10 protein-coding genes and 1 pseudogene are annotated in these 15,196 nt (G+C 70.0%); all 11 read right to left on the reverse strand.

Annotated features, from left to right (window positions below; translation table 11 throughout):
- Window positions 1-2: 2 nt before the first annotated feature.
- The 11 genes and pseudogenes from L0C25_RS07445 to ygfZ all read right to left on the reverse strand — a co-directional run bounded on the left by L0C25_RS07445 (window position 3) and on the right by ygfZ (window position 15,172).
- Entirely contained in the window at window positions 3-1,115 is a 1,113-nt protein-coding gene (locus tag L0C25_RS07445) for a M20 family metallopeptidase (RefSeq protein WP_271635825.1), read from the reverse strand.
- Window positions 1,115-2,608, reverse strand: coding sequence for a serine hydrolase domain-containing protein (locus tag L0C25_RS07450; protein WP_333908573.1), 1,494 nt, complete (start codon window positions 2,606-2,608; stop codon window positions 1,115-1,117). The genes L0C25_RS07445 and L0C25_RS07450 overlap by 1 nt, the downstream gene beginning before the upstream one ends.
- Window positions 2,580-4,430: pseudogene (locus L0C25_RS23965) on the reverse strand (S9 family peptidase); the annotation flags it as partial. The pseudogene L0C25_RS23965 and the gene L0C25_RS07450, both read right to left, overlap by 29 nt.
- A gap of 74 nt (window positions 4,431-4,504) precedes the next feature.
- A complete protein-coding gene (locus tag L0C25_RS07460) occupies window positions 4,505-5,488 on the reverse strand; it encodes an ABC transporter ATP-binding protein (RefSeq protein WP_271635827.1) in 984 nt (327 codons plus the stop codon).
- On the reverse strand, window positions 5,485-7,389 hold the full coding sequence (locus L0C25_RS07465; protein ID WP_271635828.1) for a dipeptide/oligopeptide/nickel ABC transporter permease/ATP-binding protein: 1,905 nt from the start codon (window positions 7,387-7,389) through the stop codon (window positions 5,485-5,487). The genes L0C25_RS07460 and L0C25_RS07465 overlap by 4 nt, the downstream gene beginning before the upstream one ends.
- A gap of 11 nt (window positions 7,390-7,400) precedes the next feature.
- The gene (locus tag L0C25_RS07470) at window positions 7,401-8,402 is read right to left on the reverse strand and encodes an ABC transporter permease (protein WP_271635829.1); all 1,002 of its coding nucleotides are present in this window, start codon (window positions 8,400-8,402) and stop codon (window positions 7,401-7,403) included.
- 126 nt (window positions 8,403-8,528) lie between these two features.
- Entirely contained in the window at window positions 8,529-10,115 is a 1,587-nt protein-coding gene (locus tag L0C25_RS07475) for an ABC transporter substrate-binding protein (RefSeq protein WP_271635830.1), read from the reverse strand.
- Between the two features lie 47 nt (window positions 10,116-10,162).
- Window positions 10,163-11,053 (reverse strand): serine hydrolase, encoded by an 891-nt coding sequence (locus L0C25_RS07480; protein WP_271635831.1) that lies wholly within the window; start codon window positions 11,051-11,053, stop codon window positions 10,163-10,165.
- Complete coding sequence (locus tag L0C25_RS07485; RefSeq protein ID WP_271635832.1) at window positions 11,050-12,438, reverse strand: serine hydrolase domain-containing protein; 1,389 nt, start codon at window positions 12,436-12,438, stop codon at window positions 11,050-11,052. The genes L0C25_RS07480 and L0C25_RS07485 overlap by 4 nt, the downstream gene beginning before the upstream one ends.
- A 140-nt stretch (window positions 12,439-12,578) precedes the next feature.
- On the reverse strand, window positions 12,579-14,054 hold the full coding sequence (locus L0C25_RS07490) for an amidohydrolase family protein (RefSeq protein WP_271635833.1): 1,476 nt from the start codon (window positions 14,052-14,054) through the stop codon (window positions 12,579-12,581).
- Window positions 14,055-14,218: 164 nt separating this feature from the next.
- A complete protein-coding gene (gene ygfZ / locus L0C25_RS07495; RefSeq protein ID WP_271635834.1) occupies window positions 14,219-15,172 on the reverse strand; it encodes a CAF17-like 4Fe-4S cluster assembly/insertion protein YgfZ in 954 nt (317 codons plus the stop codon).
- Between the last annotated feature and the right edge of the window lie 24 nt (window positions 15,173-15,196).

Here is a 15,196-nt window from a genome sequence, read left to right on the forward strand (position 1 = left end):
GGTTACCTCCCTTGCACCAACGCATCGGTGGCAACCGACTGCAGTACGTCGCGTACGAGCGCTCCGACGAGCTCCGTCCGCTGAGCCAGCTCGGCCACGAGGACGTGCTCGTCGTCGGCGTGCGCGCCGCCGCCCACCGCCCCGAGTCCGTCGAGCGTCGGTACGCCTATGCCGGCGGTGAAGTTGCCGTCGGATCCGCCACCGACCGCGGCGTGCCCCGGTGGTTCGATCCCGAGCTGCGTTGCCAGCTTGGTGATTCGCGCGTACAGGTCGGCGGATGCAGTCGCCTGCAACGGTGACCGGTTCGGCCCGCCCTCGATGGTGATCCGGGCATCGTCGAGTACCGGGGTCAAGGCATGCATCGCACGATCGACCCGCTCCTGCTCGGCACTGGTCCGCACGCGTACGTCGACGAAGAAATGTCCCGATGCTGCGACCGTGTTGGTGGTCGTACCGGCCGCGGAAACCGTCGGCGTCACCGTCGTACCCATTGCCTCGTCACCCAGCTCGGCCACCGCGAGGATCTGGTGCGCCACCTCGATCGCCGCGTTGACGCCGGATTCGGGTTCGAGCCCAGCATGTGCGGCGCGCCCCTCGATGCGTACGTCGTAGAGCGAGGTGCCCTTGCGCTCGGTCTTGACCGCACCTCCGTCGGCGGATGCCTCGAGCACCAGGACGGCTGCACAGTCACGCGCCTCGTCCTCGATCAGCTCGCGAGACGTCACCGAGCCGATCTCCTCGTCACCGGTGACGAGGAGGCTCACGCCGTCCCGGTCGTCGAGTGCGGCGATCGCGTGCATCGCCATCACCACGCCGGTCTTCATGTCGAAACACCCCGGGCCACGCAGGACTCCGTCGCGTACCTCGAACGGATGCGCGACCAGCGACCCGATCGGCCAGACGGTGTCGTGATGGCCGAGCACGAGTACGCGAGGTGTTTCGCCGAACCGCCAGCGCAGGTGCGTACGCCCGTCGAGGACGATGCGCTCGGGCGGTACGCCGAGTAGCCGTATTCCCACCTCGGCAACGAGGTCCGCGCTACGGGCCACCGCATCACGGTCGTCCGACGGCGACTCACATCGCACCAGAGTCTCGATGTCGTCGATCATCATCATCAGGAGACCTTCGGCGTAGCCCGCACTCCGAAGTGCACGTAGGGCTCGCCCGTTGGCAGCGAGTAGAAGACCACCGGCGTCCAGGTCTGTGTGCCCGGCTCGCGGAACGCGAACAGCGCGTCGGCAACCGGCACGAGGTCGAACTCGTGCGTCGGCTCGTCCATGAGCGCGGCCATCGGGCCCGTGGCGGTCAGGCGGAGACGCAACACGTCGTCCTTCTCGAGCACCTCGATGTGCGCGCTCGCCCGCTCGTACGTTCCGGTGAACCGCGTCGCGTCGACCGCCGGTGGTGTGGCGGGCGGCGTCGGCGGTGCGGGCATGGCGACACCGGCGAGCTCGGCGAAGATCTCACGGTAGAGGTCCTCGTACAGGTCTCGCGCGTTGCCGCCGTTCGTGAGCAGGGTGACCGCGATCCCCTGCTCGGGAAGGATGCGGAGGAACGCCGACTGCCCGATGGTGTTGCCGTCGTGCCCGATCATCCGGTGACCGTCCCAGCCGAACCGGATCCAGCCGAGCCCCCAGGAGTCACCGAGCGTGTACGGGTCGGGTACGTCGGTCTGGTGCTCGGTCATCGCGGCCGCGGCAGCCTCGCTGAGCACCCGGGTGCCGTCCGGCGCGACCCCGCCTTCGAGGTGCATCCGCGCGAACTCGAGTACGTCGGCGGCACTCGCCGTGACGAGGCCGGCAGGCCCGGACGAGCGCGGGATCCCCCACACCGGCGCGGGATGCGGGTCCTCGTCACCCTCTGCGACGTGGCCGACGGCAGCACGGAACAGCAGCGCGTCCTCGGGCAGCGTGACCGTGTGCGCCAGCCCGAGCGGCGTGAACACTCGTTCCCGCAGCGCCTGGTCCCACGTCTGCCCGGTGATCTTCTCGATCACCCGACCGGCGAGGTTGAAGCCCGCGTTGCAGTACGAGAACGTCGCGCCGAGCGGATGGTTCTGCCCGACTTCGGCGAGCTGATCGACGTACAGCTCGAGGCAGTCGTCGCCGCGACCGGTATCGGTGAAGATGTCGCCGTCGATGCCGCTGGTATGCGTCAGCAGATGACGCATGGTGACCTGCTTCGCGACGTCCGGGTCGGCGAGCTGGAGCTCCGGGAGCACCTCGGCCAGCGGCGCGTCGAGGTCGAGCTTGCCCTCGTCGACGAGCTGCATCACGACCGTCGAGGTCCAGACCTTCGTGATGGAGCCGATCTGGAAGACGGTGTCGTCGGTGACCTCGACCTCCGTCGCGGTGCTCAGCACGCCGTGCTGCGCGAACGCGACCTCCTTCGAGTCGCCACCGATCCGCAGGATGCCCAGCGACGCGCCGGGGACCGAGTGCGCCGCGGGCGAGCTCGGACAACCGCTGCTGCCAGTGGTCACCGACGAGCTGGGGACGACCCCGACGTGCCTGCGGCGCGGCGTACCGCTCCACCCAGTCGACGATCCGGCGGTTGAAGTCGGCGCGATGTGACGGCCTGCCCTCGAGGATGAACAGGTGTGACGCACCGGGATACAGCACCAGCTGGCTCGGCACGCGCAGCTCGCGCAATGCGCTGAACCACTGCTCCGCCTGGCCGACGGGGCACCGGTCGTCGTCCGCGCCGTGCAGTACGAGCGTGGGCGTACGTACGTCTTGGACCCCGGTGTACGGCGAGAGGGCCGCGAACTGCTCGGGTTCGCCCCAGGCCATACCGCCGATCTCGAGCTCCCCGAGATAGTGGCCGACGTCGGAGGTCCCGGCCATGCTGGTCAGGTCGCTCACCACACCACCGGCGACGGCCGCCGCGAACCGGTTGTCGCGGCTGGTGAGGTAGCAGGTCATGAACCCGCCGTAGCTGTACCCACTCACGGCGAGCCGGTCGGCGTCGGCGACGCCTTCCTCCACGAGCCGGTCGACCGGCTCGAGAAAGTCCTTCGCATCCGCCTGCCCCCACGCGGCAGCGCCGGCGGTGAAGAACTCCTCGCCGTAACCGTCGCTCGCGCGGGGGTTCAGCAGCAGCACGGCCCAGCCGCGATCGGCAAGCTCCTGGTGGTACAGGTGGACAGGGTCGGCCGCGCCGTTCCACGCGTTGTGCGGCCCGCCGTGGATGTCGACCAACAGGGGAAGCGGACCGGAACGCTGCGGATCGCGCAGCAGCCATCCGTGTACGACCGTGCCGTCGGAGATCGTGAACTCGCGCTCCTCGTGCGTCCGCAGCTCCATCTCGGCCGGGCTGTGCGTCGTACGCGGCGTCGGCTCGCCGGACGTACGGTCGATCGTCGCGATCTCCCCGTACGACGTCGGTGTCGCGACAACCACCGCGACGGCGTCGCCGGCAACGGACAGTCCGGAGACGTTGGCGGAACCCGTGACCAGCCCACGCGGGTCGCCGCCGTCGAGGCCGACCTCGTACAGATGGGTGTGGCCACGGTCGCGTACGCAGAACAGGACTGCGTCGCCCGCGGACGTGAGCTGGGGAAGGCCGCCGGCGTATCCAGGCCCGCCCGGCATCACGTTGCGATCGAGTGGCGCCGCAAGGTCGACGGGCTCGCCACCCGCGAGCGGGATACGCAGCAGTCCGGCATGTCCGATCCGCGTGTCCGTGCGCCCGACCGCGAGCAGGGAGGCACCGTCGGGCGTCCAGCAGACGGGACCGAGCTGCCACCCATCGGCGCCGACCCGCTCCGGTCGGGAGTTGCGAACGCTGACGTCGACCACGTACGCGGGCGTGCGAAATGTCAGGTCGGAGTCGGCGTCTCGTGCCGCCGAGAACGCAAGGCGAGTGCCGTCCGGCGACCACGCCGGATCGCCGGCATGCCAGTCGCCGTGGGTCACCTGGCGAACCTCGCCACTGTCGAGATCGACTACGTGGAGGTGTTGACGGATCGTACGCAGCAGACCGGCGCCGTCGGCTTTGTAGCCCAACCGATCGGCCACGATCGGCGCAGCCGCCGCGTTCGCGGCGAGGTCGACCGGCGAGGCGAACGCGATCCGGGCGCCGTCCGGGCTCCACACCGGGGCTCCTGCCCCGAGCGGAAGCCGGGTCACCTGCTCCGGTTCACCTGCCCCGCTGGGAAGTACCCACACCTGCGCAGCGTCGTCTACGGGCCGCAGGAACGCGATCCGGGTGCCGTCCGGCGACCAGGCCGGTGCGGTGTCGCCCGTGCCACGGGTCAGCGGGCGCGCCGCGCCACCCTCGGGTTCCAGAACCCACAGCGCCCGCTGGTCACGATCGGCCTCGCGATCGGTCGTACGCAGCACGTACACGATGCTGCCGTCGGGACCGACCGCGGGCTGCTCCGGCAGCGCGAGGTTGTACAGGTCGTCGATGGTGACGGGTCGAGCCATGTCATTCCTCCTCGGAAGTGCGGTTCCGGCCCGAGCCTCTCGCGATCACCGGCCGATGACCTTGTGCGCGCGGCCTAAATCAGCGACTCGGACTGGGATGCGCCGACAGATGCGACCGCCGCGAAGTGGCAGGCGGCGTGGTGCGTACGCGCGTCGGCGACCGTCGCCGGGTCGACCGTCGAGCAGACCTCGCGGTCGGGGTGGACGAGCGGCCCCTCGGGGCAGCGTGGGTGGAAGCGACAGCCACCTGGCGGGTCGTGCGGGTCGGCCGGCTCCGAGTCGGCCACGGCGTCGGGTTCGGCGGAGAACAACCCACTGTGACGCGACGGCGCGGAGTCGAGAAGCTCACGGGTATAGGGATGTTGGGGATCGCTCAGCACCTGCTCGACCGTTCCCACCTCGACGATCCGACCGAGGTACATCACGGCGAGGTAGTCGCTGATGTATCGCACGACGGCCAGATTGTGCGAGATGAACAGCATGGTGAGGCCCAGGCGCCGTTGGACGTCGCGCACCAGGTTGAGCACCGCCCCTTGGACGGAGACATCGAGCGCGGAGGTGATCTCGTCGGCGATCACGACTCGGGGATCCGCGGCGAGCGCACGGGCGAGCGCGACGCGCTGCCGTTGTCCGCCGGACAGCTGGCCGGGCAGGATCGCGGCCCGGTCGGCGTCGAGGTTCACCACCTCGAGCAGGCGAGCGACCTCGGACCGGCGCTCCGCACGGCGTACCCCTCGCGGCATCGACTCGGCGATCGAGTCTCCGATGGTCATCCGCGGGTCGAGGGAGGAGTACGGGTCCTGGAACACCATCTGGATCGGGCGGTTGCGGCGCGGGAGCCTTCGTACGTCGGTGTCGTCGAGCAGCACGGCACCGGCACTGACCGGCGAGAGTCCGACGGCCGCACGGGCGAGCGTCGACTTGCCCGATCCCGACTCCCCGACGAGGCCGACCACGTTGCCGGAAGGAACCGTGAGCGTGACGCCGTCGACCGCAGTGAGGCCGGTCCGGCGGGTGCCGTAGTGCACGCTGACGTTCTCGAACCGCAGTGCACTCATCCCTGTACCTCCGCGCGCTCGCCGATCGGCTGCTCGACCTCGGCCTCGTCGACGACCGGGTTCCAGCAGGCGACGCGATGCCGGTCGGTGACGCGGAGCAGCTGCGGATCCTCGGTACGGCAGACGTCGGTCGCGAGCGGGCACCGGTTCGCGAACGCGCATCCTTCGGGAATGCGACTCGGCTCCGGCGGCCTTCCCGGAATGACGCCCAGCGGCTGCTCGCGGTCGGTGTCGAGGTCGGGTACGACGGCCAGCAGCGCACGCGTGTAGGGGTGCTGCGCGCGACTGTGCAGGTCGGATGCCGGGAGATCCTCGACGATTCGCCCCGCATACATGACGAGTACGCGATCGCAGGTCTGCGAGACCACGGTGATGTCGTGGCTGATCAGCACGATCGCCGCCTCCGTGTCGGCGCGGACCTGCGCGAGCAGCCGCAACACCTGTCGCTGCACTGTCACGTCGAGCGAGGTCGTCGGCTCGTCGGCGACGACCAGCTTCGGCGTACTCATCAGGCCCATGGCGATCATGGCGCGCTGACGCATACCACCGGAGAACTCATGCGGGTACTGGTGCGCGCGCCGGCGTGCCGCAGGGACGCGTACCGACGTCAGCTTCTCCACGGTGCGGGCGATCGCGTCCCGTCTGCTCAGCCCTTGGTGTTCCTCTGCGACCTCGGCGAGCTGGCGACCCATCCTGCGGGTCGGGTTGAACGACGTCGTCGGGTCCTGGAAGACCATCGCCAGCGAGCGCCCGAGCAGACCGCGCAGCTCGCGCTCCGGAGTCGACAGCAGTGGTACGCCGTCGAAGTCGAGCCGCTCCGCCGTCACGACACCGGGCTCCTCGACGAGCCGCGACGCCGCGAGCGCGGTCAGCGTCTTGCCCGAGCCCGACTCCCCGACCACGCCGACCGCCTCGCCCGGGTGGACCACGAACGACACACCGCGTACGGGAGTCAGCCAACCGGTGGGAGTGGGGAAGCTGACCCGGAGATCCTCGACGGCGAGCACGGGTGCGCCGGCAGCGGGCGCCGAGGCAGTCGACGGGCGAGCCGGCTCGGGCGGTGCACCGATGCGAGGCGTCGGCGTGCGCTCGCCCACGACCGTCGCGACCATCTCGCCGAACAGGTTGAACGCGAGCCCGGCGAGTACTACAGCGACGCCAGGGCCGAGGGCCGCGGCGGGGTTGATGTAGATCCGGCTCAACCCCTCGCCGAGGAGCCGCCCCCAGTCGTACGACGGCGCTTGCACGCCGATGCCGAGGAACGACAACCCGGCGAACGCCAACAGGGCGGCACCGGCTCCGATGGTCGCGTTGACGACGAGCGGCTCGCCGATGTTCGGCAGGACGTGGCGGGTGAGCAGGCGGAGACGGCCGACGCCGGCGACCCGCGCCGCGGCGACGTAGTCACGGCCGGCGACCGACGCCGAGAGAGTCTGGGTGAGTCGGGCGAACGACGGCGCCGTCGCCAGGCCGATCGCGAGCACCGCACCGGTCGTACCGACGCCGAAGATCACCGCAAAGAACAGCGCGAGCAGGAGCCCTGGGAACGCGACGGCGATGTTCACGGCCGCGGTGACCAGGCGCCCGGTCCGCCGCGGCAGCACCGATGGTGCGGTGCCCAGCAGCGTGCCGATGACGACCCCGATCAGGGTCGCGAGCAGCGCGAGGCCGACGGACAGCCGCGTTGCCACGAGGACCCGGTAGAAGATGTCGCGGCCGAGCGCGTCTGTGCCGAGCAGATGGTCGGCCGACGGGCCTTCCTGGATCGCGTCCGTCTCGACGGCGGACGCGTTGTCGCTCCACAGCATCGGGCCGAAGATCGCCAGCGCGATCAGTGCCGTCAGCAGCAGCACCGCACTGATGCCCAGCGGGGTCCGCAGCACCCGCAGCCACCTCGACACGCCCCGCCTCATCAGGACTCCCGGATCGTCGAGCGTGGGTCGAGCAGGCCGAGCACGATGTCCACGATCAGGTTGACGAGGAGCACCCCGGCGCCGTACACGAGCACGATGCCCTGCACGAGCGGGTAGTCCTTCTGCAGGATGGACTGCACGATCATCGTGCCGAGGCCCGGCCAGGCGAAGATGTTCTCGACCAGCACGGTTCCGGCGACCATCGAGGTGAGCAACAGTCCCGCGAGGGTGAGCGTCGCGGTCAACGCGTTCGGGAGTGCGTGCCGGGTGTAGATCAGGCGAGGCCGCAACCGCTTGGCGCGCGCGGTTCGGATGAAGTCGTTGCCAAGTACGGACAGCGTCTCGACCCGGACGATCCGCGCCATCACGGCGGCCGGACCGAGGGCCAGCGCGACGACCGGGAGGACGAACGACGCCGGCCCGTCATCTCCCGCGACCGGGAACCACGCGAGGTTGACCGCGAACACGTACACCAGCGCGACCGCCAGGAGGAACTCCGGAATCGCGGCGAGGATGACGCATACCGCCGCGAACCCCAGCTCGCCGCCGCGCCTGCGGCCGCCGCGGGTGAGCACCGCCATCGTCACGCCGATCGGGAGCGCGAGCGCGATGACCAGCACGAATGCGAGCACCGCGAGCTGCAGCGTCGCCGGTAGGCGATCCGAGATGACCTGGGTCACCGGCTCGGTGGTGGTCAACGAGGTACCGAGGTCGCCGGTGAACAGCCCCTTGAGGAAGTGCCAGTACTGGGTGAGCAGCGGGTCGTTCAGCCCGAGGTCATCGCGGCGTGCTTCCACCACGTCTACCGGCGCGTTCATCCCCATGGCGGCGCGGACGGGGTCACCGGGCACCAGGTGGATCATCAGGAACGCCGCGGTGACGAGCACCCACATCGACACCACGAACCGCCCGAGTCGCCGCAGGCCGAAGCCGACCCAAGCGTTGTCTCGAAGCGAGAGCGGGGTACGCGCAGCGGCCGGACCTACGGTCGTACTCGCCATCGCTGCCTCCGCCCTCGCTCACACCGCTCGCGCACCCGAGTGTTGTCGCTCACGGCCCGCGGGTAATCGTCGTCCCGTACGAGAAGTCAGAGGCGAGTTGGTCGCCCCGGACAACTCGCCGTCCGCTCATTCGTACATGCGGATCGAGGCCGGGTCGATGCCGTCGTTGGCCTTGAACTCCGTGCCGTTGCCGAACGTGGGCACCACGGAGTCGACGTACGAGACGACGTCGACGGCCTTGTAGAGCTCCGTCTCGGCGGCCTGCCAGTCGTCGCAGCCCTCCGTGCCGGGCTTGCCCGAGGCCTTCTGCACGGCGGCGTCGTACGCCGAGTTCTCGATGTGCGAGAAGTTCGTCCCCTGTGGTGGCGTCGGGCCGGAGACGAACGGAACGACCCAGCTCGGCAGCCCGGTGGTCAACGGCCCCATCGAGACATCCCAGTCACCGGTGCTGAACAGGGCCTCGTTCAGGCCGGTGCTGTCGACCGACTTCAGCTCGACGTCGACGCCCGCCTTCTTCCACGTCTGCTGGACCAGCTCGGCCCCGGACGCCACCGTCGGGCCGGTCTGCGTGGAGTAGAGAACGGTCAGCGACAGCTTCTTGCCGTCCTTGACGCGGATGCCGTCCGAACCGACCTTCCAGCCTGCGGAGTCGAGGGCGTCCTCGGCTGCAGCCGTGTCGGACTCGGGCACATTGCCGCTCACGGTGTCGCCCTTGCATGGGTTGGGCGCGATCGTCACCATGCCCTCGGCCGGCTCACCCTTCCCGGCGGTCAGCACATCGCCGACGCTGTCCAGGTCGAGAGCCTGGACCAGACCACGTCGTACGTCCTCCTCCTCGGTTGGCCGACCCGCGGTCTGGTTGAAGAACATCTGCCCGATCGGCGCGCGCAGGTCCGCGTGGAACAGGTTCTGGGCGGCCAGGCGTTCCTGGTCCGGGCCGACGATCGTGGCGGCGCTCAGGTCTCCGGAGAGCAGCAGGTTCGCCGCCGTCGACTCGTTCGGAATGACCTTGATGACGACCTCGTCGGGTAGTCCCTTCTCGTCCACGTCCCAGTCGCCGGGGCCCCACGCGAAGTCCTCGCGGCGCTTGAGCGTGTAGTGATCGTTCGGGACGATCTCCGAGACCTCGAACATGCCCGTTCCGGCCTCGCCCTTGGCGAGCAGCTTGCGGTCCTTCATCCCCGTGCCGCAGACGATCGGCAACGAGCCGACGTTCAGCAGCAGGAACGGGTCCGGAGCACCGCTCTTGACGGTGACCGTCCGGGCCTTGTCGTCTGCGGTCGCCGTCGTTCCCGGCGTCATCTGCACAGAGATCAGCGGTGACTTGTTCTTCGGGTCGCCGACGAAGTTGATGTTTGCGGCGACGTCGCTCGCGGTCAGCGGCGAGCCGTCCGAACACGTGATGCCCTCGCGCAGCGTGAACGTCGCGTTCTCCGTGTCGGCCTTCCACTTCTCGGCGAGCCCTTCGACGACTGTCCCGTCGTCCTGGGTCTCGACCAGCCGGGCGTACAGGAACCGGTCGACCTGACGGGTGACCGAGAGCACGGTGAGCGCCGGGTCGAGGTTGCCCGGATCGGTCGCGACGGCCATCGTGAACGTCTTGCCGTCGACGGGATCGCCGCCGGTGGACGGGTCGCTCGACCCGCCGCCACACGCTGTCAGGGCGAGCGCGGAGATCGTAAGCGCGGAAAGGAGGATTCGGGGTGTTCGCATCGACTGCCTCCAGGCAGGTTCTCGTGGTGACGTGGCGAGAGACGGGTTCACGACGACCGCAGCCGTTCGACTGCGATCCGTCCGGCCGTACCGATCGAGGCATCCACGGCGGGCTGACGCTCGTCGAGCGTGTGCGCACGGGTGAAGACCGCCACCGCGTACTGGCGGCCGTCCGGGTACGTCACGACTCCGGCCTCGTTGCGTACGGCGGGCAACGTGCCGGTCTTGGCGGCGATCCGGACGCCCGACTCGAAGCCGCTGCTGAGCCGGTGTGGCCAGATCTGCTGCGCCATGATGTCGCGGACGATGGCGCACGCCTCGGAGGTGGCCGCGCGGTCGGTCCAGATCGCGTCCAGCAGGATGGCGACCTCGCGCGGGGTCGACGCGATCGTACGCGCCGGGTCGAGTACCGACAGCTTCCAGATCTGCTCCGCGCTCGCAGCGTCGAGCGACTCGTCGACATCGTCGTCCGGACCGATACCCAGATCCGCGGTCATCGACGCGAACAGGTCTTCGCAACACCCGGTCAGCCGCGTCCGCTCCAGACCGAGATCGTCGACCACGCGGTCGACCGCCGCCTGACCGACCCTGTGGAACACCACATCGGTCGCGGCGTTGTCGCTCATCGTGAGCATGTTCCGGGCCAGGTCTCGCCAGCTCATCTCGACGTCGTCGGCGCAGCCGGCGGTTCCGATGCCGCCGATCCGGTAGCGCGCCGTCACCGTCGCGCGCTCGGTCGGGTCGAGCCTGCCCGCCACGACCTCGCGGGCGTACGCGACGGCGAGTGGGATCTTGAAGACGGACGCGAGCACCACGGGGTCGTCACCGCGGACGCACACCTCGGGCCCGTTCTCGACGCCGACCTCACGGGCGTACAGGAACCCGTCGGCGCCCGCTGCGGCGAACGCCTCCCGGATCTCGTCGGCGCCGTCGGTCACGACGCGACCCGGCGGTCGGCGCGTCCGGTGTGCAGGTAGGCGGTGTGCCCGTCGCCGTCGTCGCCGACGAAGGCGTGCGGCATGTGCAGGCCGTGGTCGGGCTCGATGGGAAGCAACGTGTCGCCGCGCCACCCGACGAGCTCGGTCCGCTCCGGCGATGCACCGAGCTCCTTCGCAATACCCTTCGGCGTGCTGTCCAGCCAGATCCGGCCGCCGTCGTCGACGGACACGGTGCTGTCGCTCACCGTCGACGAGTAGGTGCCGACGTACCGGCTGCCGTCGACTGCGGGAGGCTCGGCCTGTGGTGCGGGGAGAGCGGGCAGATCGACGCCGCCGAGCTCGTGAAGGACTCTGCCGACGATCTCGGTGTAGAGCGGCATCGGGTTGCCGCCGTTCGCGCACAGGGCAACGGCAACGTCGCGGCCGGGAACCATCCGCAGGAACGCGTTCTGGCCGATCGTCCCGCCGTCGTGGCCGATCACGGTGCCACCCTCGAGGTCGAAGATCTCCCAACCGAGTCCCCACGCGTTCCCCATCAGGCCGAGGTCCGGCAGCTCGACCTGGCGCTCCTGCATCGCCTTGACGCTCGCCGGGCTGAGGACCTGGTTGCCGTCGGGCCCCGTCCCGCCGTCCAGGTGCATCCGGGCGAAGGCGAGCAGATCCCGCGGTCGCATCGCCAGCATCGCGCCCGCCGGCGCGTTCGAGCGGACCAGCGCCCACATCGGCGCGGGCTCGGGGTCGGCGTCCGGTGTCGGTTGGATGTGGCCGACCGCCGCACGGTAGAGGATCGCCTCGTACGGCCCGTTCGCGGCGTACTTCAGCTGGAGGGGAGTGAACAGGTGGTCACGTACACAATGGTCGAACGGCTTCTCGCGCGCCACCTCGACGATCCGGCCGAGGACGCAGTAGCCGGCGTTGTTGTACGAGAACATCTCCCCTGGCGGAAAGAGCTGCGGGACATCCGACAGCGTCGCGACGTACTTCTCGACGCAGTCGTCTCCGGTGCCGGTGTCGGTGAAGATGTCGCCCTCGAACCCCGCCACGTGGCACATCAGCTGCCGCACCGTGATGGTCTTCGCGGCATCGTCGTCGCCGATCGCGAAATCCGGCAGGTACGTACGTACGGTCGCGTCGAGGTCGACCTTGCCGTCGTCGACGAGCTGCATCAACAACGTCGCCGTCCAGACCTTCGTGATGGAACCGACCTGGAACAACGAGTCCGCGGTCGCGTCCACGCCGGTCGCCTTGCTCAGCACGCCCGCCGCCGTGTCGATGACCTCGTCGCCGGCCATCACCGCGACCGCCGCTCCGGGTACCTTGTGCTCCGAGAGCAGCTCCGGGAGGCGTTGCTCGAGCCACGCACCGACTTCGGTCAATTTCGCCATGTCCGCTCCTCTATGCCGGGATTCGCCCGAGCGTAGGCCCAGGCTCTCCGGTCGAGGTTCGTACGACCACACAAGACTTGCGCCGACGATTGGGTGACTTCCACCACGCCCGGTCGAAGGGCTCCGCGCGGAGTCGCGGGTCAGCCCGGCTCGCCACGCAGCGGCTTGCCCGGGTACGCATCCGTCAGCAGCTCGCCGTCGCGTACGACCGGCACCCCGCCGACAAGCAGCTCCCGAACGCCGACCGACGGTCGGGTGGAGTCGAAGTACGTGGCCGCGTCGCTGATCCGGTCCGGGTCGAGTACGACGATGTCCGCATCCGCGCCGACGCCGAGATGGCCCTTGCGGCGGGCGGTCGGCGCGGTGTCGTCCAGCACCCTCGCCGGGAGGTACGAGCAGCGCCTGAACGCTTCCGCCCATGTCCACACACCGGACTCGCGGACCATCAGGCGCAGCGACTTCGCGAACGTGCCCGACGTACGCGGGTGCGTGGATCCGCCGGGCGGCAGCGGCCATTCACGCGAGTCGATGATCCCGTCACCCCACAGCACCGGCATCGCATCACTCGCCACGATCGCGTCGGGATAGGCGAGCGCGCGGTGGAGCAGCTCCCGGTCGGCCGGCTCGCGCTCGTCGAGGAACTCCACGAGGCACTCCGCCCCCGGGTCGCTCGCGCGTACCTCCCGGAGCCGGGACTCGTCGGCGACCCGCTCGCCCGTCTCGATCAGCACGATGCTCGACGGGCCGATCCCCCATGCGGGCAGTCGCTCCGGCGCGAGGAAGTACGCGCCGACCGCTGTGCTCCCGGCGCCGTACGGGTAGGTCTCGACGGTGATCCGCGATCCCTCTGCCCGCGAACGATCGAGCAGGCCGAGCACCCGGTCGACGTGCTGCCTCGAGGTGCTGTTCACGTGACAGTGGTGCATCGCCGCACCCGTCTCGGCGGCCGCTCGTACGATCTCCTCGGAGCCGTCTATCGGCGTGGTGGGGTCGGCCTCGACCAGCTCCCGCACGTGGGTGTAGGTCGGAGCGTTCGCCCGCGCGGCGAGCTCGGCGACGGCGACGAACTCCCGCGGGTCGGTACGCGGCGCGTACCCCATCAGGATGCCGATGCCCAGGGCACCGTCGGCGAGGTCGCGTTCGAGCAACGACAGCCACTGGGTCAGCTCGGCCGGCGACGACGTCCGCTGCCAGCCGGGTTCGCCGAGCAGCGCGAGGGCCGAGTCCAGCCGGGCGTCCGGGTCGATGCCGAGATGCGCCTGCGCGCGGGCCGTTCCCCACGAGGCGGAGAACCCGTAGTGCAGCGGCCTGCCCTCCTGCGCTGCGTCGGCGTACGCGCGCGCGATCGGCATCAGCCCGGCCTCGAGGTCGAGCGCCGTGGTCACGCCGTCCATCGCCTGCAGCCGCTGGCCGGCGATCGTGTGCACGTGACTGTGCAGGTCGACGAAGCCGGGTCCGACGACCAGCCCGGTGACGTCGACGACGGACGTGCCCTCGGGCGCGGCGAGGTCGCTGCCGACGGCCGCGACGACGCCGTCCCGGACGAGGACGTCGGCGACCGTGTCGAGGTCGGTGCCGGGATCGATCACCCGGCCGCCACGGAGGAGAGTCTGCATCCGCCGAGATTGTCATGCGGCGCGCCGCGGCGCGTGGGCCGGGCATACGAATCCGAGCCCGCCAACTCGTCGCCGCGAACCACCGCGCCGTGGGCCGCACGCTTGCGCGGCGACACGCCGGCGTGTCCCACACGAACGTGCGGCCCACGGGGCGGGCGAAGGTATCAGCGCAAGGACGCGCGTACGTGCAGGCCGACCTCGGGGTCGACCAGCACCTCTTGGGAGGCGGCGACATCGTCGGCGAGCAGGGTCGCATCGGTGGGTACGTTGCGCTTCACGACGCCGAGGGCGATCGGGCCGAGCTCGTAGTGCCGGGCCGTCGATCCGACGAAGCCGACCGTGCGCTCGTCGAGGGTGAGTGCGCTGCCGTGGACGGGCAGGCGCTCGGCGGAGCCGTCGAGGTAGAGCAGTGTCAGCCGTCGCGGCGGACGCCCGAGAGTGTGCACCCGGGCAACCGTCTCCTGGCCGCGGTAGCAGCCCTTGTCGAGATGGACGGCGCTCTCCCGCCCCGGGGTCGTGAGCCAGCCGAGCTCGTTCGGGATCGCTCGCTCGTCGGTGTCGAGCCCGAGCCGTGGTTGGCCGGAGGCGATCCGGCTCGCCTCCCATGCCCACACACCGACCGGGGCGCCGGCCTCGTCGGCGTACGCCTCCAGGCGATCGCGTTCGACCAGCTCGTACGTCAGCCCGGGCTTGCCGACGACCGCCCAGTCGTCCGTCGCGTCGCCGACCTCGACGCGCATCATGAACCGCATCGAGTCGAGCCACTCGATCAACGCGGCGCCGCGCCCGGGTTCGGTGTGCGCCCAGAACGTCTCGCCGTCGTCGACGCCGGTGAACGCGTGCTCGACCCGGCCCTGCGGGCTGAGCAGCAGCGCCTGCACGGTGTGTCCGGGCTCGAGGTTCTCGAAGTGCTGCGTGGTGAGCGAGTGCAGCCAGCCGAGGCGGTCGGCGCCTGCGATGGTGAGCACGTCACGGTGCGAGAGGTCGACGAAGCCGTCGCCCGACTCGAACCGGCGCTGCTCCCTGGTGTTCGAGCCGTAGTGCGCCGCGACGCCTTCGTCGGGGGCATCGGCCCCGACGGCGCCGTCGAGCTTGAGCAAGGGGCTCGGACTGGTCATGTGTTCAGTGTAGGAGCGGGTCGT

Source organism: Solicola gregarius (assembly GCF_025790165.1).
GTDB lineage: Bacteria > Actinomycetota > Actinomycetes > Propionibacteriales > Nocardioidaceae > Solicola > Solicola gregarius.